The organism is Streptococcus mitis (assembly GCF_002096835.1).
GTDB classification, from domain to species: Bacteria; Bacillota; Bacilli; order Lactobacillales; family Streptococcaceae; genus Streptococcus; species Streptococcus mitis_W.
The window spans coordinates 32,222-50,596 of sequence record NZ_NCVG01000022.1; the positions used below are offsets into that span (position 1 = coordinate 32,222).

Sequence of the window (18,375 nt, forward strand, 5' to 3'; positions counted from 1 at the left end):
GGGGGTGAAAGCCTATCGTCAGTGCAGAAGAATGTAGGCAGTTCAATCTCCTACACGAGGTAGTAGCGGTCTGACAGAGCCCTGATCTGTTAATCTATGAAAAAGAAGGAATAAATGACAATTGAAAAAACCAATTATTGAATTCAAAAACGTCTCTAAAGTTTTTGAAGACAGCAACACCAAGGTTCTCAAAGACATCAACTTTGAGTTGGAAGAAGGGAAATTCTACACTCTTCTAGGCGCATCTGGTTCAGGGAAATCAACTATCCTTAACATCATTGCAGGTTTACTGGATGCGACGACAGGAGATATTTTGCTGGACGGTGTCCGTATCAATGACATCCCAACCAACAAACGAGATGTCCATACCGTTTTCCAATCCTATGCCTTGTTTCCACATATGAATGTGTTTGAAAATGTTGCCTTTCCACTTCGCTTGCGTAAAATTGATAAGAAAGAAATCGAGCAGCGTGTAGCAGAAGTTCTCAAGATGGTTCAGTTGGAAGGGTATGAAAAGCGTTCCATCCGAAAACTTTCTGGAGGACAACGTCAGCGTGTGGCAATTGCCCGTGCCATCATCAACCAACCCCGTGTGGTCTTGTTGGATGAGCCTTTATCAGCGTTAGACTTGAAATTACGAACAGATATGCAGTACGAACTGCGTGAACTGCAACAACGATTGGGCATTACCTTCGTATTTGTCACCCACGATCAGGAAGAAGCTCTGGCCATGAGTGACTGGATTTTCGTTATGAATGATGGCGAGATTGTCCAGTCTGGAACACCTGTGGATATCTACGATGAGCCAATTAACCACTTTGTTGCCACCTTTATCGGTGAGTCGAATATCTTGCCAGGTACCATGATTGAGGACTACTTGGTTGAATTTAACGGCAAACGCTTTGAAGCGGTCGATGGGGGGATGAAGCCAAATGAACCTGTCGAGGTTGTCATTCGTCCAGAGGACTTGCGCATCACCCTTCCTGAAGAAGGCAAGCTCCAAGTTAAGGTGGATACCCAGCTCTTCCGTGGGGTTCACTACGAAATTATCGCCTATGACGAACTCGGAAATGAATGGATGATCCACTCAACTCGTAAGGCCATTGTGGGCGAGGAAATCGGTCTGGACTTTGAACCAGAAGACATCCATATCATGCGTCTCAACGAAACAGAAGAAGAGTTTGATGCTCGTATCGAGGAGTACGTGGAAATCGAAGAGCAAGAAGCAGGTCTGATCAATGCAATAGAGGAGGAAAGAGATGAAGAAAACAAGCTCTAAACTCTTTGTAGTGCCCTACATGCTCTGGATTGCTCTCTTTGTATTGGCACCCTTGGTCTTGATTTTCGGACAATCTTTTTTCAACATTGAAGGCCAGTTTAGCTTAGAAAACTATAAATCCTACTTTGCGTCACAAAACTTGACCTATCTCAAAATGAGCTTTAACTCTGTGCTTTATGCAGGAATTGTGACCTTTGTGACCTTGCTTATCAGCTATCCGACAGCCCTCTTTTTGACCCGTCTCAAGCACCGTCAACTCTGGCTTATGCTGATTATCCTGCCGACATGGATCAATTTGCTCCTTAAAGCCTATGCCTTTATCGGGATTTTTGGTCAAAATGGCTCTATTAACCAATTCTTGGAATTTATCGGAATCGGTTCGCAACAGTTGCTCTTTACCGATTTCTCCTTTATCTTTGTCGCAAGCTACATCGAGCTTCCTTTTATGATTTTGCCGATTTTCAATGTCTTGGACGATATGGATAACAATCTCATCAATGCCAGCTATGACTTGGGTGCGACCAAGTGGGAGACCTTCCGTCATGTCATCTTTCCTCTATCGATGAACGGTGTGAGAAGTGGGGTTCAGTCTGTCTTTATTCCAAGTTTGAGTCTCTTCATGCTGACCCGTTTGATTGGTGGGAACCGCGTTATCACTCTTGGTACAGCCATTGAGCAGAACTTCCTAACCAATGACAACTACGGTATGGGTTCAACCATCGGTGTGATTCTCATCCTGACCATGTTCATCACCATGTGGGTGACCAAGGAAAGGAGAGAACGATGAAAAAATTTGCCAACCTTTATCTGGGACTGGTCTTTCTTGTCCTCTACCTGCCCATTTTTTACTTGATTGGCTATGCCTTTAATGCAGGCAACGACATGAATAGCTTTACAGGCTTTAGCTTGAGCCATTTTAAAACTATGTTTGGCGATGGTCGCCTCATGTTGATTGTGACTCAGACCTTTTTCTTGGCCTTTCTGTCGGCCTTGATTGCGACCATTATCGGGACTTTCGGTGCCATTTACATCTACCAGTCTCGTAAGAAATACCAAGAAGCCTTTCTATCACTCAATAATATCCTCATGGTTGCGCCTGACGTTATGATTGGTGCCAGCTTCTTGATTCTCTTTACCCAACTCAAGTTTTCACTTGGCTTTTTGACCGTTCTCTCTAGTCACGTGGCCTTCTCCATTCCTATCGTGGTCTTGATGGTCTTGCCTCGTCTCAAGGAAATGAACAGCGACATGATTCATGCGGCCTATGACCTTGGTGCCAGTCAATTTCAGATGTTCAAGGAAATCATGCTTCCTTACCTGACACCGTCTATCATTGCAGGTTATTTTATGGCCTTCACCTATTCGCTGGATGACTTTGCCGTGACCTTCTTTGTAACGGGAAATGGCTTTTCAACCCTGTCAGTCGAGATTTACTCTCGTGCTCGTAAGGGAATTTCGCTAGAAATCAATGCCCTGTCTGCCCTCGTCTTTCTCTTTAGTATTATCCTAGTTGTTGGATATTACTTTATCTCACGTGAGAAGGAGGAGCAAGCATGAAAAAACTCTATTCATTTTTAGCAGGAATTGTAGCCATTATTCTCGTCTTGTGGGGAATTGCGACGCATTTAGATAGTAAAATCAATAGCCGAGATAGTCAAAAATTGGTTATCTACAACTGGGGGGACTATATCGATCCTGAACTCCTGACTCAGTTCACAGAAGAAACAGGCATCCAAGTCCAGTATGAGACCTTTGATTCCAACGAAGCCATGTATACCAAGATCAAGCAGGGTGGAACGACCTACGATATTGCCATTCCTAGTGAATACATGATTAACAAGATGAAGGACGAAGACCTCTTGGTACCACTTGATTATTCAAAACTTGAAGGTCTTGAAAATATCGGACCAGAGTTCCTCAACCAGTCCTTTGACCCAGGCAATAAATTCTCCATTCCTTATTTCTGGGGAACCTTGGGAATTGTCTACAATGAAACCATGGTAGATGAGGCGCCTGAACATTGGGATGACCTCTGGAAGCCAGAGTATAAGAATTCTATCATGCTCTTTGATGGAGCGCGTGAGGTGCTGGGACTGGGACTCAATTCCCTTGGCTACAGCCTTAACTCCAAGGATAGCCAGCAGTTGGAAGAAACAGTAGATAAGCTCTATAAACTGACTCCAAATATCAAGGCTATTGTGGCGGACGAGATGAAGGGCTACATGATTCAGAACAACGCTGCTATCGGCGTGACCTTCTCTGGTGAAGCCAGCCAAATGCTAGAAAAAAACGAAAATCTACGCTATGTGGTACCGACAGAAGCCAGCAACCTTTGGTTTGACAATATGGTTATTCCCAAAACCGTCAAAAACCAAGATGCAGCCTATGCCTTTGTCAACTTTATGTTGAAACCTGAAAATGCTCTCAAAAATGCAGAGTATGTCGGCTATTCAACACCAAACCTACCAGCAAAGGAACTACTCCCAGAGGAGAAAAAAGAAGACAAGGCCTTCTATCCTGATGCTGAAACCATGAAACACCTAGAGGTTTATGAGAAATTTGACCATAAATGGACAGGAAAATATAGCGACCTCTTCCTACAATTTAAAATGTATCGGAAGTAGGAGTTAGCAGTCACGAAACGAATCAGTCAAGCTGGTTCGTTTTTTAAAAAATAAAAGGCAATTTTCGTAACGGTATCTTTTTCTATGATAGTTGCTTATTTTCTTTCTCAGTAGTATACTAAGTTTAACCTTACAGAAAGCGGTAATAAATAATGAAAATATCTACTTTTTTCAAAAAATTTTATTGGCCATCCTTTTTGACTGTTCAGCAAACTGTTATACTATTCTCTCTAAAGGATGGTTTGGATCGACAATACCTAACAACTGATTCCATACATTTGGTGATAGGGTTCTTTATATTTGTAAATATTTTCGAAGCTATCTTTAACAATTCAAAACTTTGGGATAAAAGTTGGGATAAAAAGAAAAATGGCAGTAAGAAAAAATATGTTCTGAAAAAGTAATCTGATATGTAGGGAATGGGTTATTTAAATAGGAATCATTTCCAGTTGACGCAAGATTAAAAAAACGATATAATAAGAAAGTTGAGAATTGATTTTCAGTAGTCTTAGTCCAGAGAAATGGCGGTGCTGCGAGCCATCTAAGCTAGGAAGTCATGCTACTCAATTTAACAATTGCATAAGAATAAGAGAATGACAAGTTCATTGAATGAAGGTGGTACCGCGGTTTTTCGCCCTTCGTGATATGAGCTTGTCTTTTGATTTTTGGAGGTGTTGATGAAAACATTTCTTGTCAAACAAAAGTTTCGTCTTGGAGGCGAACGCTTCGCTATCAAGGATGACAGGGGAGAAATCGCCTATCAGGTAGAGGGATCATTTTTTAAGATTCCCAAAACTTTTACCATCTATGATGCGACTGGTGAACAAGTCAGTCAGATCAGTAAAGAAATCTTGACCTTGCTTCCTCGTTTTGAGATTCAGCTTCGGGATGGCTCGAGTTTTGTCATTCGCAAGAAGTTGACCTTCTGGCGAGATAAGTATGAGTTTGATAATCTGGGTCTTCGTGTCGAGGGCAATATCTGGGATTTAAATTTCAAATTGCTGGATGATCGCGATCAGCTGATTGCGGAAATTAAGAAGGAACTCTTCCATTTGACCTCTACCTATAGCGTAACGGTTCAGGAGGACGCTTATGCAGACCTAGTCATTTCCCTCTGTGTCGCGATTGACTATGTGGAAATGCTGGAAAGCCAATCACATTAAACAAGTAAATAAGGAGACAATATGAAACAACTATCTAGTGCACAAGTGCGCCAAATGTGGCTTGATTTCTGGGCGACCAAAGGTCACTCAGTAGAACCATCAGTGAGCTTGGTTCCTGTAAATGATCCAACACTTTTGTGGATCAACTCTGGGGTAGCAACCCTTAAGAAATACTTTGACGGAACTATTATCCCTGAAAATCCACGTATTACCAATGCCCAAAAGGCTATCCGTACCAACGATATTGAAAACGTAGGGAAGACTGCGCGTCACCATACCATGTTTGAAATGTTGGGGAACTTCTCTATCGGAGATTACTTCCGTGATGAAGCTATCACTTGGGCTTATGAGCTTTTGACAAGCCCTGAGTGGTTTGACTTCCCTGCTGAAAAACTTTACATGACCTACTATCCAGACGATAAAGATTCATACAACCGCTGGATTGAAGTGGGAGTGGATCCAAGTCACTTGATTCCAATCGAGGACAACTTCTGGGAAATCGGTGCTGGGCCTTCTGGACCCGATACAGAGATTTTCTTTGACCGTGGAGAAGCATTTGACCCAGAAAATATCGGTCTACGTCTTCTTGCAGAAGATATCGAAAACGACCGTTATATCGAAATCTGGAACATCGTTTTGTCACAATTTAATGCGGATCCTGCTGTTCCTCGTAGCGAATACAAGGAATTGCCACACAAGAACATTGATACGGGCGCTGGTTTGGAGCGTTTGGTAGCGGTTATCCAAGGTGCTAAGACTAACTTTGAAACGGACCTCTTCATGCCAATCATTCGTGAAGTGGAGAAATTGTCTGGTAAGGTTTATGACCAAGATGGCGATAACATGAGCTTTAAGGTCATCGCTGACCACATCCGTTCACTTTCATTTGCTATCGGTGATGGTGCCCTTCCTGGAAATGAAGGTCGTGGTTACGTCCTTCGTCGTCTTCTCCGTCGTGCTTCTATGCATGGTCAAAAATTGGGAATCAACGAGCCTTTCCTTTACAAACTCGTTCCAACCGTTGGAAAAATCATGGAAAGCTACTACCCAGAAGTGCTTGAAAAACGTGACTTTATCGAAAAAATTGTTAAGAGCGAAGAAGAATCATTTGCTCGTACCCTTCACTCAGGTCAACACTTTGCTCAAGGCATTGTAGCTGACTTGAAAGAAAAAGGTCAATCTGTCATTGCTGGTTCAGATGTATTTAAACTTTACGACACTTATGGATTCCCAGTTGAATTGACTGAAGAAATCGCTGAAGAAGCTGGGATGACTGTAGACCGTGAAGGATTTGAAGCAGCCATGAAAGAACAGCAAGAACGCGCGCGTGCCTCAGCTGTCAAGGGTGGCTCAATGGGTATGCAAAATGAAACTCTTCAAAACATCACTGTAGAAAGTGTCTTCAACTACAATGCTAGCCAATTGTCTTCTAAATTGGTGGCTATCGTGTCTGACAATGCAGAAGTAGAAGCTGTATCAGAAGGAACTGCCTCTCTTATCTTTGCAGAAACACCATTCTACGCTGAAATGGGTGGACAGGTCGCTGACCACGGACAAATCTTGGATGAGTCAGGTAAGGTCGTGGCTACTGTGACCAATGTTCAAAAAGCACCAAACGGACAAGCTCTTCATACAGTTGAAGTCCTTGCACCACTTGCTTTGAACCAAGAATATATCTTAGCAATTGATACAAATCGTCGTCACCGTGTTATGAAAAACCACACTGCGACTCACTTGCTTCACGCTGCCCTTCATAATATCCTTGGAAACCATGCAACACAAGCAGGATCTCTTAACGAAGTCGAATTCCTTCGCTTTGACTTTACTCATTTCCAAGCTGTGACTGCTGAAGAATTGCGTGCCATTGAACAGCAAGTCAACGAGAAAATCTGGGAAGCTCTTGAAGTTAAGACAGTTGAAACGGATATTGACACTGCTAAAGAAATGGGAGCTATGGCCCTCTTTGGTGAGAAATACGGAAAAGAAGTCCGTGTTGTTACTATCGGTGACTACTCTATCGAGCTTTGTGGTGGTACCCACGTTGGCAACACTTCTGAGATTGGACTCTTCAAGATTGTCAAAGAAGAAGGGATTGGATCAGGAACTCGCCGTATCTTGGCAGTGACTGGTAAGGAAGCCTTTGAAGCCTACCGTGAACAAGAGGATGCTCTTAAAGCTGTCGCAGCAACCTTGAAAGCACCACAAGTCAAGGAAGTACCTCATAAGGTAGAAGGACTTCAAGAACAACTTCGTCAACTTCAAAAAGAAAATGCCGAGTTGAAAGAAAAAGCCGCAGCTGCAGCCGCGGGCGATATCTTCAAGGATGTGAAGGAAGTCAACGGTCACCGTTACATTGCTAGCCAAGTATCTGTATCTGACGCTGGTGCCCTTCGTACTTTTGCAGATAACTGGAAACAAAAAGACTACTCTGATCTTCTTGTCCTAGTTGCTGCTATCGGTGACAAAGTCAATGTCCTTGTAGCAAGCAAGACAAAAGACCTTCATGCAGGAAACCTTGTTAAAGAATTGGCACCAATCGTCGATGGACGTGGTGGTGGTAAACCAGACATGGCCATGGCAGGAGGAAGCAACCAAGCTAAGATCCAAGAATTGTTGGATTCAGTAGCAGGTAAATTGTAAGACAATAAAGATCTATCCATTTGGTGGGTAGGTCTTTTTTGACTACAAAAAAGCCAAATCCGTTTGGACCTGACTTGATTATTATGAACTATTAGATTGTATTGGCTGCCCAGACACTTACCGAAGCAGCTGAGACTAGAAATTGTCCATAACCTTCCTCATCAATTGTAACTTGACCTTGGTGGTTTTCAAGTAAATCTACAAAGGTTTGATTAGCCCATTCTTGGCCGACAAACATTGATTTGCTGTTTTCTTGGTCATTTGAAATCAATACTGCGATTGGGGATTGATTTTCAGCACCTGAACGTACCCAACCGATACAGTTAGCATCATCAAAGTAGTCATTTTGTTCTCCGTAGGCCAAGTCTTTTCGGATGGTTAGGAGGCGGTCGAGGACTTCTTTGAAATCTTGTTGAGCATACTGCCCTGAAATCCCATAGTAGTCACCGTAAAAGACACATGGAAGGCCATCTTGGCGTAACAGAATGAGGGCATAGGCTGCTGGCTTGAACCATTCTTCAACAGTAGACTCAAGGGCCTGTCCTCGTTGGGTATCGTGGTTGTCGACAAAGGTTACAGCCTTGTCAGGTTTGAGCTCAACCAAGCTATCTGTGAAAATACCACGAAGGTCATAGTTTGCGCCAGCTTGACTAGCTTCAAAGAGATTCTGGTGGAGTCGAACATCAACAAGGTCAAAGCGTTCTTCCGTTTTTTCAAGATAGTCTAGATTGGCTTCCTTGTCAGGATTCCAAAATTCACCAAAAACATAGAAATCCTCACCGTATTTTTCCTTCATATCGCGGATGAAATTACGCATAAAGAAGGAGTCAATGTGTTTAACGGCATCCAAGCGGAAACCAGCTACACCAGTCGTTTCCATGAACCAGTCAGCCCAGTCATAGATATTTTGGATGACTTCAGGATGTTTAAAGTCTAGGTCGGCATACATGAGGTAGTCATAGTTACCGTTTTCATTATCGACCAATTCCTCATTTGCCCAACCCTTATTGTCCCCTTGGATCAGATAAATCCCAGATTTACGGCGTTTGGCATCATAGTCTGTACCGGTGAAGTGGTACCAGTGCCAGTGGAAGTCATTGTAGGTATCTTGGCGACCATCGAAGGTAAAACTAGTCCAGCCATTGATGGTGAAGGGTTCTCCAAGTTCAACTGTACGGTCTACAGGATCCACTTCGATAACCTGAAAGGCTTCCATGTGATCAGCAGCAGCCTTGTGATTGAGGACCACATCGGCCATAGGTTGAATTCCCTGTGCTTTTAGAGCTTGAATGGCTTGAAGATAGTCTTCTTTAAAACCATACTTGGTGCGGACAGTACCTTTTTGATTAAACTCTCCTAGGTCGAATAAGTCATAGACCCCATAACCTACATCTTTTTCATTGGTAGCCTTGAAAGCTGGTGGCATCCAGACGTGGCTGATACCGAGATCAGCTAGGTGTGGAGCATCTTCAGCTAGACGCGTCCAGTGCTGGCCGTCGTGGGGCAGATACCATTCAAAGTATTGCATGAGTGTTTGATTTTGCATGATGTTTCCTCTTACTTGTCAATCTTGTTCTTTATTCTATCATAAAGTTCTAGGTTACGCAAACGTTTGCGCAAATCTAAAAAATATTTTCGACTATTTTATCAAAAGTGTTGATAAATCTGTACCAAAGTGCTAATATAACAATATAAAGAACATAAATATAGGAGTCATCCCATGATTGAATTTCAAAATGTTAGTAAGTTGTATGGTGATAAAGAGGCCTTGAGCAATCTCAATCTGCAGATTGACAATGGGGAGATTATGGGTTTGATTGGCCATAATGGGGCTGGAAAATCGACCACCATAAAATCCTTAGTCAGTATCATTTCGCCCAGCAGTGGTCGTATTTTGGTAGACGGTCAGGATTTATCGGAAAATCGCTTGGCGATCAAACGAAAGATTGGCTACGTAGCAGACTCGCCTGACTTATTTTTACGCTTAACGGCCAATGAATTTTGGGAATTGATTGCCTCATCCTATGATCTGACTAGCTCTGGCTTGGAGGCTAGTCTAGCTAGGCTATTAAGTGTTTTTGATTTTGCTGAAAATCGTTATCAGGTTATTGAAACCCTTTCTCACGGAATGCGTCAGAAAGTCTTTGTCATCGGAGCACTCTTGTCTGATCCTGATATTTGGGTTTTGGACGAACCTTTGACTGGTTTGGATCCCCAGGCTGCCTTTGATTTGAAGCAAATGATGAAGGAGCATGCGCAAAAAGGCAAGACGGTCTTGTTTTCAACCCATGTCCTTGAGGTAGCTGAGCAAGTCTGTGATCGGATTGCTATTTTGAAAAAAGGGCATTTGATTTATTGTGGTAGCGTAGAGGACTTGAGAAAAGACCACCCAGACCAGTCTTTGGAAAGTATCTATCTTAGCCTTGCCGGTAGAAAAGAGGAGGTTTCAGATGCGTCTCAAGGTCATTAAAAAATTAGTTGATATCAATATCCTCTATTCATCTCAAGAAGCTAATCTGGCTAATCTACGAAAGAAGCAGGCTAAGAATCCTGGGAAAAAAGTAAATGTTTCCGCTAGAGTCCTAAGTTCTTACATTTTTTCTAGTCTCTTGATGCTTTTCATGTTTATAAATATAGCCTTTCGTTTTCCTTTTGAGGAAATGCCTGTTTATTTTAGCTTCATGGTTGCTATTTTACTAGTGATTGCCTTTTCAACTTCTTTAACAGCTTTTTACAATGTCTTTTATGAGAGTAAGGACCTGGTCTCCTATAGGCCATATGCCTTTAAAGAATCAGAGATTATAATCGCTAAAGGACTGTCTGTCCTCTTGCCAGCTCTGCCTGGAATTGTACCAATCCTAGCTTATTTTCTAGTCCTCTATATTAGGCTAGCACCTTCTCTTTGGCTAGGCTTGCCTTTGATGCTACTGTCCTTGACCTTATTATTTGTCTCTGTTACTTTAGTGATGGTAGTGGCAGTACATTTCTTGGCTCAGACTAGGGTCTTCAGAAAGTATCAGTCTATTTTTTCGAATGTGATGATTGGGATAGGAGTTCTCATACCTTTAATATTTGTCTTCTTTCTACAGTCGACTTCTGGACGTATTGTTGACAAAGTTAGAGACATTCCATTTCTCCTTTATCCTATTCATCTCTTTTACAAAATAGCAGTGGAGCCTTTTTCGACAGAATCCATCCTGGGTCTGCTCGCTTGGATAGGACTAACTCTCTTCTTGCTTTACTTGAGCAAAAAGAAGGTTTTTCCTCGTTTTTATGACGTTATCCTGCTTAACAGTGAGGAGAAGGTCAAGAAAGAACGTCGCAGTAAGGAGAGAATTTCAACTACTAAAAAGGGATTTTTCCGCATGGTTTTACGCTACCACCTCACCCTTTTGGGACAGGGGACTGGCGTGATTACAGTGCTTTTTACAAGTGCTTTTCTTCCTTATCTCATGATGATTGGTCTGATTTCCAACATCCGAGATTCTCAGATAGTTCCAGACATTCATCCTCCATACTGGTTACCCTTGTTTTTTATAGCTCTTTTTATATCTGTTGTCAATAACAATATCACCAGCCTGCATTCAATTGCCTTATCCTTAGAGAGGGAAAATGTTGATTTTCTTAAGAGTTTACCCTTTGATTTTGCTCGTTATGTGAAAGTGAAATTTTGGATTATATTTGCTGTCCAGTCCTTTTTACCAGTTCTGACTTTACTTGGTCTTTCTCTATATTTAGGCTTGCCCATCCTTTCGATGATTTACCTTCTTGTAGTCTGGACCCTTGCCAGTGTCATCCTTTCTTGCCACCATTACTTTAAGGACGTTAAAAATTTGTCAACCAATTGGAGTAACATTATGGACTTGGTGAACCGTTCAAATCGTATAGTAGCAATTGTTTTGATTTTGGTTTATAGTGCAATCTTAATGGCCCTTGTAATAGGGAGCATATTCTTGGTTCGGTCTCTCTCCCCTATCCTTGCCATTAGCTTGGGAGTAGGAGCTCTTATCCTCTTGCTAGCTCTTGCTATATTTAGCTATCATTACTATCTATCACGGATATTAGCAGAAATAGAAAAAAGATGAGATAGTTTGTCGCTTGCTTGATAAATTCAATTCGACAAACGCTTATATAGTTTGTTAGAATGTAGTTATAAATGATTAAGATTGGTAATCAAAAATATATAGGGAGGAATGTTTTGAATAAGAAATATAACATAGTTCTATTTTTGTTGTTTATAGTTTATTTATTTGGATATTTTTCAATTTCAAAAACGTTAATTCCTATAATGTGTCTTTTTCAAGTATTTTTGATAGAACATATATTTAGAGTTCGAAATAGAATTATGCAGATAGGTGAAATTATAATTATTGTTGCTTCTATAATATTATTTATTGATAGTATATTGAGTTTGTAACGGAAGGCTTTTCTATAAAATCAAATTTTCCAGATATCTGCTGAAGCTGATTTATATCCTTATATTTCTTCTACTATCTTCGTCGCTAAATTTGATAGACATATATTGCTGATACACCTCTCTACCTACAATCTCAAAGTTAAACTGAGGCTAGTTTGCTCTTTGATTTTCGTTGATAAAAAGAAATGCTCCTCCACGATGGAAGAGCATCTTTTATTGTGATTTTGATTCAGTTTCTGCAGACTCGGGGTGGAGTTCTTGGTAACTTGGTGCCTTGAAAAGGTCAGTACTGGTTTTACCTTTTCGTTGGCTAAAGAGACTAGTTGATTGACTTCCTTTTTCCTGCTCAATCTTTTGCAGAATTGGTAAAGAATTGAGGTAAGAAATACTTTCTGTATCAACTGTTCCAAGATGATCTTTTTGATAGAAACGTATCAAATCGCCAGTTTGAATCTGGTCGCTGATTTTTAGCTGTTGGCTGGCTGCCTGCCGAACGAGTTCTAGTTCAGTTTGAGCTTGTTCATCAAGATTGCTGATTTCAAGACCACTTTCAGTATAGTAGGTTCGTCCGTCATAACTGGTGTATTTTGGTGTGACGAAGGAATTGGCAGTCCGAAAGGCAACGATTTCTTGATGATCTGGTGATAGTAGATCTTGTCCGACTTGAAGGAAGGAATTGGACTCAATACCAAGGAGGTGTTCGAGAGTCGGTAAGATATCGATTTGTCCACCGTAGGTATTGATGATTTGTCCTTTTTCATAGCCAGGCATGACCACCATAAAAGGCACTCGTTGCAACATGGCATTGTCGTAATTCGACCAGTTCTCAGAAGTCTTTCCAATCAAAGGTGCTAGGTCAGGATTGCGGGAGTTGGAAATGCCATAATGGTCTCCGTAGATGACGATGATGGATTTTTCATAGAGGCCACTTTCTTTGAGATAGTCAAAGAAGGCCTTGATGGCACTGTCCAGATAGTTGGCGGTTTGGAAGTAGCCATTGATTGTTTCATCTTTGGTTTTAGCCAAGGGGAAACCAAGCTCATTGCCTGTCAGATTGCTAGCATAGGGATAGTGATTGGATACCGTGATATACTTGGCATAAAAAGGCTGTTGCAGGTGCTCCAGATATTGGATAGAATCTTTCATCATGATTTTATCATTTAAACCATATTGGAAAGAGTTGCTACTGTCTTGCTTAGTAAAATAGGATGCGTCAAAGAAGTATTGGTAGCCCCATTGTTTGTAGGTTGTATTTCGGTTCCAGAAGGTCCCGATATTACCGTGAAAGACAGCACTAGATTGATAGCCGTTTTTTGATAGGATAAAAGGCGCAGCTTGCTGGGTGTTGGTACCTCCATAGTTGACCATAAAGGAACCTTGGTTAAGGCCGAATAAACCGGTCTCTAGCATGGTTTCTGCATCTGAGGTTTTACCAGCCTTGACTTGGTTAAAGATATTCGAAAAGGCTAGGGTTGATTGCGAATGGTAGAGGGAATTAAGGAAGGGAGTGACTTCATGATCAGTTCCATCTATGTTGAGTTTATAGTCCAGTAGGAACTGCTGAAAACTCTCTAAGTGGAGATAAATCACATTTTTCCCTTTGGCAAGGCCAAAATAGTCTGGATTGGGCTTAGCAGCATGTTCTTGAATATAGTCTGTGATAGGTTGAAGATCAGTCTCAGAGGCCTTGGCACGTTCTTTGTTGGCACTGTAGGATTGGTTGGCACTATAACCTAAAAAGGCTGGCAAACTAAGGGCACGAACAATATAATAATTAGAAAATCCTCGTGACAGGAGATCGGGACGCTCAATTTCAGCCAAGAAAAGGTTAGCTGAAAAGAGCAGGGCCGAGAGAGCAGTGATGGCAACACTGGAGCGGAATTTGAAAGGTCTCCTATCCAACTGGATGAGCTTCTTATAGAGAAGATAAGCCAGCAATGGGAAATCCATAAAATAGATGAAATCCCAAAAGCGTAGTAACTCTAGTTCTGCAGTACCAACAGACACCTTGCTGGCGACCTTCATGGTATTAGCCGTGATAAAGTCGCTAAATTCTCGATAGTAAAAGACATTGGAATAGAGCCAAATGAATAAAAGGCTGTAAATAGCTATACTAAGACTGTAAAAGGCCTTGGTTGAGCGAGCATAGAGGGCTAGAGCCAGCAGGAGCAATCCCAAGGGAAGGGGATTGAAAAAAGCAATAAAGGCAAGGTAATTCCCTTGCAGCTTGCCCACTTGAATATCTAAATTGAAGTCAACGGTATAGGCTAATAAGGTTTTGAGCCAATAGAGGATTAAAAGGGTTAGGACAAAACCCAGTCTGGTACCCATGGCTTTTTGGATTTTGTTAAAATTGATTCTCACACAATTACTTCCTAAGTTTTTATTAGTATTAGTATACCATTTTTTAAAACTAGAGTAAAAAAGCAAGGGTAGTTTCTTTTTTGAGAATTGTCACAAAATTTGCTATAATAGTGACTATGAATAGAATAAGAGTCAACAAACGGGTTGAAAAAAAGCTTTCAAAGGGGCTTGTTTTACTAGAAGCCAGTGATCTTGAGAATGTCAATCTCAAGGATCAGGAAGTAGAAGTGCAGAGTCAGGAAGGAATCTTTCTTGGGACTGCCTACCTTTCTCAGCAAAACAAGGGCTTTGGCTGGTTTGTTAGCAAAGACAAGGTGACCTTCAATCAAGCTTTCTTTGAAACGCTGTTTAGACAAGCTAAAGAAAAGAGAAGCGCCTACTATCAAGATGATTTGACAACTGCCTTTCGTCTCTTCAACCAAGAGGGAGATGGCTTTGGGGGTCTGACAGTGGATCTTTATGGCGACTATGCTGTTTTTTCTTGGTATAACTCTTATGTTTATCAGATTCGTCAGACCATCTCAGAAGCCTTTAGACAGGTTTTTCCTGAGGTTTTAGGGACCTATGAGAAGATCCGCTTTAAGGGTTTGGACTATGAATCTGTCCATGTTTATGGTCAAGAAGCACCTGACTTCTTCACTGTTTTGGAAAATGGTGTCTTGTATCAAGTCTTTATGAACGATGGCTTGATGACAGGGATTTTCCTAGACCAGCATGAAGTTCGCGGTAGTTTAGTGGATGGACTGGCTATGGGTAAATCCTTGCTCAATATGTTTTCCTACACAGCAGCCTTTTCAGTAGCTGCGGCCATGGGAGGAGCAAGCCAGACTACTTCGGTTGACCTAGCTAAACGTTCACTAGAATTGTCTCAAGCGCATTTTCAGGCAAATGGAATCAGCACAGACGACCATCGTTTTATAGTCATGGATGTCTTTGAGTATTTCAAGTATGCTAAGCGAAAAGGCTTGACCTACGATGTGATTGTCCTAGATCCGCCTAGCTTTGCTCGGAACAAAAAACAAACATTTTCTGTAGCTAAGGATTATCATAAGTTGATATCCCAAAGTCTTGAGATTTTAAATCCGGGCGGTATTATTATTGCCAGCACCAATGCTGCCAATGTATCCCGCCAGAAATTTACAGAACAAATTGATAAAGGCTTTGCAGGAAGAAGTTACCAGATTTTAAATAAATACGGTCTTCCAGCAGATTTTGCATATAATAAAAAAGATGAAAGTAGTAATTACCTCAAGGTGATTAGTATGAAGGTTAGTAAATGAAATTAATCGTTTCAGTAATGCCAAGAAGTTTAGAGGAGGCTCAGGCTCTGGATGCCACGAAGTACCTAGATGCCGACATCATTGAATGGCGTGCCGACTATCTGCCTAAGGAAGCGATTTTGCAGGTAGCTCCAGCTATTTTTGAAAAATTCGCTGGCCGTGAGTTGGTTTTCACGCTGAGAACTCGCTCTGAAGGGGGAGAAATCGACCTTTCTCCAGAAGAATATATCCATCTAATCAAGGAAGTGGCGCAACTCTATCAACCAGACTATATTGATTTTGAGTATTACAGCTACAAGGATGTTTTTGAGGAAATGTTGGACTTCCCAAATCTCGTTTTGAGTTACCACAATTTCCAAGAAACACCTGAAAACATGATGGAAATCTTGTCAGAGTTGACGAGCTTAAATCCAAAACTTGTTAAGGTTGCGGTGATGGCTCACACGGAGCAGGATGTGCTAGACTTGATGAACTATACACGAGGCTTTAAAACCCTCAATCCTGATCAGGAATATGTGACCATTTCTATGGGTAAGGTGGGCAAGGTTTCTCGTATCACTGCGGATGTGACGGGTTCTAGCTGGTCCTTTGCTAGTCTAGATGAAGCTAGTGCTCCTGGTCAGATTTCCTTAGCTAACATGAAAAAAATTCGGGAGATTTTGGATGAAGCTTGATGGCTATACACGTTTAGCTGCCGTTGTTGCCAATCCTATTAAGCATTCTATTTCCCCCTTTATCCACAATAGTGCCTTTGAGGCGACAGCTACCAATGGTGCTTACGTGGCTTGGGAGATTGAAGCGGGTGATTTGGCAGAAACAGTAGCCAATATTCGTCGCTACCAGATGTTTGGCATCAACCTGTCCATGCCCTATAAGGAGCAGGTGATTTCTTATTTAGATGAATTGAGCGATGAAGCGCGATTGATTGGTGCGGTTAATACGGTTGTCAATGAGAATGGTAATTTAATTGGATATAATACAGATGGCAAGGGATTTTTTAAGAGCTTGCCTTCTTTTACAATTACAGGTAAAAAGATGACTCTGCTGGGTGCTGGTGGTGCGGCCAAGTCCATTCTGGCACAAGCTATTTTGGATGGCGTCAGCCAGATTTCGGTTTTTGTTCGTTCGGTTTCGATGGAAAAAACAAGACCTTACCTAGACAAGTTACAGGAGCAGACAGGCTTTAAGGTGGACTTGTATGCTTTAGAAGATGTTTCTGAACTGCAAGCAAGGATTGCTGAGTCGGATTTACTGGTCAATGCCACCAGTGTGGGCATGGATGGCCAATCGTCTCCAGTTCCTGACAACATAGTCTTACCAGAAACTCTCTTAGTAGCAGATATCATTTACCAACCCTTTGAAACACCATTTTTGAAATGGGCTAAAAGTCAGGGCAATCCAGCGGTTAATGGTCTGGGAATGTTGCTTTATCAAGCTGCAGAAGCTTTTCAACTGTGGACAGGCAAGGAAATGCCGACGGAAGAGATTTGGCGGTCCTTAACAGAAAAATACCAATAAAGAAAAGGAGATTCTCCTATGAAAATCAGAATCGATATTCCTCATCATCCTTATGATATTCAAATTGAAAAAGGCTGTCTGGCTCAGGCTGGTCAATGGTTGCGAGAACTTTGGCAACCACAAAAAGTGGTTATCGTAACAGACAACCATGTAGCCTCTCTCTATGCGGAGAAGGTCAAACTCAGCCTAGAAGATGCTGGTTTTCGGGTAGCTGTTTTTGACTTTTTAGAAGGCGAAGAACGGAAAAATCTGACAACTGTTCAGAAAGTCTATGAATTTTTAGTTAAGCAGGGTTTGACTCGTAGCGATGGAATCGTGGCTCTCGGGGGTGGTGTCGTTGGGGACTTGGCTGGTTTTGTAGCCTCTACCTATATGCGGGGCATTCACTTTGTTCAGATACCGACTAGCTTGACAGCCCAGGTGGATTCTTCTATTGGTGGAAAGACAGGCGTTAACACTCCATTTGCTAAAAATATGGTGGGGACCTTTGCCCAACCAGACGGGGTTCTGATTGACCCACTTGTTCTTGAAACGCTTGGAAAAAGAGAGTTGATTGAAGGAATGGGTGAGGTCATTAAGTATGGCTTGATTGAGGATCCAGAACTGTGGGCTCTTTTGACAAAACTGGATGGTTCTGTGGAGAGCATTCTGGAACATGCGGAGACCTTGATTGAACATTCTTGTCAGGTCAAGCGCAAGATGGTAGTTGAGGATGAGTTGGACAATGGTGTACGCCTTTACCTCAATTTTGGCCACACTATTGGCCATGCCATTGAAGCAACGGCTGGTTATGGAAAGGTCATGCATGGAGAAGCTGTGGCCATGGGCATGGTACAGATTTCCAAGGTTGCTGAGGAAAAAGGTCTCATGCCAGTTGGTATAACTCAGTCCATTACAGCTATGTGTCAGAAATTTGGCTTGCCTGTTGATTATGAAAACTGGGATGTTGACAAGCTTTATCAGGCTTTGACTCATGACAAGAAAGCGCGTGGTAATACTCTGAAATTAGTCTTGGTGCCAGAGTTTGGTTCAGCGACTATCCACCCAGTTTCTCTGGAAGAAATGAAAGACTACTTGGTAAAATAAGGAG

The 18,375-nt window shown here is 41.8% G+C and carries 16 protein-coding genes; 14 read left to right on the forward strand and 2 right to left on the reverse strand.

The features are described 5' to 3' along the window. The first annotated feature begins 121 nt into the window (after positions 1-121). From B7699_RS05485 to alaS, 7 genes are all read left to right on the forward strand, one after another. Positions 122-1,279, forward strand: coding sequence for an ABC transporter ATP-binding protein (locus B7699_RS05485; RefSeq protein WP_000742900.1), 1,158 nt, complete (start codon positions 122-124; stop codon positions 1,277-1,279). After that, on the forward strand, positions 1,260-2,066 hold the full coding sequence (locus B7699_RS05490; RefSeq protein WP_000753801.1) for an ABC transporter permease: 807 nt from the start codon (positions 1,260-1,262) through the stop codon (positions 2,064-2,066). The genes B7699_RS05485 and B7699_RS05490 overlap by 20 nt, the downstream gene beginning before the upstream one ends. Next, a complete protein-coding gene (locus tag B7699_RS05495; RefSeq protein ID WP_084927379.1) occupies positions 2,063-2,836 on the forward strand; it encodes an ABC transporter permease in 774 nt (257 codons plus the stop codon). Before B7699_RS05490 ends, B7699_RS05495 begins: the two co-directional genes overlap by 4 nt. Further along, on the forward strand, positions 2,833-3,903 hold the full coding sequence (locus tag B7699_RS05500; protein ID WP_084927380.1) for an ABC transporter substrate-binding protein: 1,071 nt from the start codon (positions 2,833-2,835) through the stop codon (positions 3,901-3,903). Before B7699_RS05495 ends, B7699_RS05500 begins: the two co-directional genes overlap by 4 nt. 152 nt (positions 3,904-4,055) lie before the next feature. Next, positions 4,056-4,307, forward strand: coding sequence for a hypothetical protein (locus tag B7699_RS09715; protein WP_084927381.1), 252 nt, complete (start codon positions 4,056-4,058; stop codon positions 4,305-4,307). A 273-nt stretch (positions 4,308-4,580) separates the two neighbouring features. Then, the gene (locus B7699_RS05510) at positions 4,581-5,066 is read left to right on the forward strand and encodes an LURP-one-related/scramblase family protein (RefSeq protein WP_049539720.1); all 486 of its coding nucleotides are present in this window, start codon (positions 4,581-4,583) and stop codon (positions 5,064-5,066) included. 21 nt (positions 5,067-5,087) lie between these two features. Continuing rightward, positions 5,088-7,706 (forward strand): alanine--tRNA ligase, encoded by a 2,619-nt coding sequence (gene alaS, locus B7699_RS05515; RefSeq protein ID WP_084927382.1) that lies wholly within the window; start codon positions 5,088-5,090, stop codon positions 7,704-7,706. 91 nt (positions 7,707-7,797) lie between these two features. On the opposite strand, the gene B7699_RS05520 is transcribed toward alaS, so the two are convergent. Continuing rightward, positions 7,798-9,252 carry an alpha-amylase gene (locus tag B7699_RS05520; protein WP_084927383.1) on the reverse strand — a complete coding sequence of 485 codons (1,455 nt, stop codon included), beginning with the start codon at positions 9,250-9,252 and terminating at the stop codon, positions 7,798-7,800. Positions 9,253-9,426: 174 nt separating this feature from the next. Between B7699_RS05520 and B7699_RS05525 the strand changes: the two genes are divergently transcribed. The 3 genes from B7699_RS05525 (at position 9,427) to B7699_RS09840 (ending at position 12,123) form a co-directional block, all read left to right on the forward strand. Then, positions 9,427-10,176: an ABC transporter ATP-binding protein gene (locus tag B7699_RS05525; RefSeq protein WP_084927384.1), complete on the forward strand. Its 750-nt coding sequence runs from the start codon at positions 9,427-9,429 to the stop codon at positions 10,174-10,176. Continuing rightward, the gene (locus tag B7699_RS05530; RefSeq protein WP_084927385.1) at positions 10,157-11,791 is read left to right on the forward strand and encodes a hypothetical protein; all 1,635 of its coding nucleotides are present in this window, start codon (positions 10,157-10,159) and stop codon (positions 11,789-11,791) included. The genes B7699_RS05525 and B7699_RS05530 overlap by 20 nt, the downstream gene beginning before the upstream one ends. Before the next feature lie 71 nt (positions 11,792-11,862). After that, positions 11,863-12,123, forward strand: coding sequence for a hypothetical protein (locus tag B7699_RS09840; RefSeq protein WP_016397868.1), 261 nt, complete (start codon positions 11,863-11,865; stop codon positions 12,121-12,123). Positions 12,124-12,336: 213 nt separating this feature from the next. On the opposite strand, the gene B7699_RS05540 is transcribed toward B7699_RS09840, so the two are convergent. Beyond that, positions 12,337-14,454: an LTA synthase family protein gene (locus B7699_RS05540; RefSeq protein ID WP_192852013.1), complete on the reverse strand. Its 2,118-nt coding sequence runs from the start codon at positions 14,452-14,454 to the stop codon at positions 12,337-12,339. Between the two features lie 149 nt (positions 14,455-14,603). Here B7699_RS05540 and B7699_RS05545 point away from each other — a divergent pair, with 149 nt between their 5' ends. The 4 genes from B7699_RS05545 to aroB are packed head-to-tail and all read left to right on the forward strand — an operon-like array spanning position 14,604 to position 18,371. Beyond that, positions 14,604-15,767 (forward strand): class I SAM-dependent rRNA methyltransferase, encoded by a 1,164-nt coding sequence (locus B7699_RS05545; RefSeq protein ID WP_192852005.1) that lies wholly within the window; start codon positions 14,604-14,606, stop codon positions 15,765-15,767. Beyond that, positions 15,764-16,441 carry a type I 3-dehydroquinate dehydratase gene (gene aroD, locus B7699_RS05550; protein ID WP_084927387.1) on the forward strand — a complete coding sequence of 226 codons (678 nt, stop codon included), beginning with the start codon at positions 15,764-15,766 and terminating at the stop codon, positions 16,439-16,441. The genes B7699_RS05545 and aroD overlap by 4 nt, the downstream gene beginning before the upstream one ends. Next, positions 16,431-17,285: a shikimate dehydrogenase gene (locus tag B7699_RS05555; RefSeq protein WP_084927388.1), complete on the forward strand. Its 855-nt coding sequence runs from the start codon at positions 16,431-16,433 to the stop codon at positions 17,283-17,285. Before aroD ends, B7699_RS05555 begins: the two co-directional genes overlap by 11 nt. Positions 17,286-17,303: 18 nt before the next feature. After that, positions 17,304-18,371 (forward strand): 3-dehydroquinate synthase, encoded by a 1,068-nt coding sequence (gene aroB / locus B7699_RS05560; RefSeq protein WP_084927389.1) that lies wholly within the window; start codon positions 17,304-17,306, stop codon positions 18,369-18,371. The last annotated feature ends 4 nt before the right edge of the window (positions 18,372-18,375 follow it).

Excerpts from the sequence above, each read along its gene's own strand:
- B7699_RS05530 (WP_084927385.1), top strand. The coding sequence starts at position 10,157 with ATGCGTCTCAAGGTCATTAAAAAATTAGTTGATATCAATATCCTCTAT.
- B7699_RS05540 (WP_192852013.1), bottom strand. The coding sequence starts at position 14,454 with ATGGGTACCAGACTGGGTTTTGTCCTAACCCTTTTAATCCTCTATTGG.
- alaS (WP_084927382.1), top strand. The coding sequence starts at position 5,088 with ATGAAACAACTATCTAGTGCACAAGTGCGCCAAATGTGGCTTGATTTC.
- B7699_RS05490 (WP_000753801.1), top strand. The coding sequence starts at position 1,260 with ATGAAGAAAACAAGCTCTAAACTCTTTGTAGTGCCCTACATGCTCTGG.
- B7699_RS05495 (WP_084927379.1), top strand. The coding sequence starts at position 2,063 with ATGAAAAAATTTGCCAACCTTTATCTGGGACTGGTCTTTCTTGTCCTC.
- B7699_RS09840 (WP_016397868.1), top strand. The coding sequence starts at position 11,863 with ATGATTAAGATTGGTAATCAAAAATATATAGGGAGGAATGTTTTGAAT.
- B7699_RS05545 (WP_192852005.1), top strand. The coding sequence starts at position 14,604 with ATGAATAGAATAAGAGTCAACAAACGGGTTGAAAAAAAGCTTTCAAAG.
- aroD (WP_084927387.1), top strand. The coding sequence starts at position 15,764 with ATGAAATTAATCGTTTCAGTAATGCCAAGAAGTTTAGAGGAGGCTCAG.
- aroB (WP_084927389.1), top strand. The coding sequence starts at position 17,304 with ATGAAAATCAGAATCGATATTCCTCATCATCCTTATGATATTCAAATT.
- B7699_RS05500 (WP_084927380.1), top strand. The coding sequence starts at position 2,833 with ATGAAAAAACTCTATTCATTTTTAGCAGGAATTGTAGCCATTATTCTC.
- B7699_RS05555 (WP_084927388.1), top strand. The coding sequence starts at position 16,431 with ATGAAGCTTGATGGCTATACACGTTTAGCTGCCGTTGTTGCCAATCCT.
- B7699_RS05525 (WP_084927384.1), top strand. The coding sequence starts at position 9,427 with ATGATTGAATTTCAAAATGTTAGTAAGTTGTATGGTGATAAAGAGGCC.
- B7699_RS05520 (WP_084927383.1), bottom strand. The coding sequence starts at position 9,252 with ATGCAAAATCAAACACTCATGCAATACTTTGAATGGTATCTGCCCCAC.
- B7699_RS09715 (WP_084927381.1), top strand. The coding sequence starts at position 4,056 with ATGAAAATATCTACTTTTTTCAAAAAATTTTATTGGCCATCCTTTTTG.
- B7699_RS05510 (WP_049539720.1), top strand. The coding sequence starts at position 4,581 with ATGAAAACATTTCTTGTCAAACAAAAGTTTCGTCTTGGAGGCGAACGC.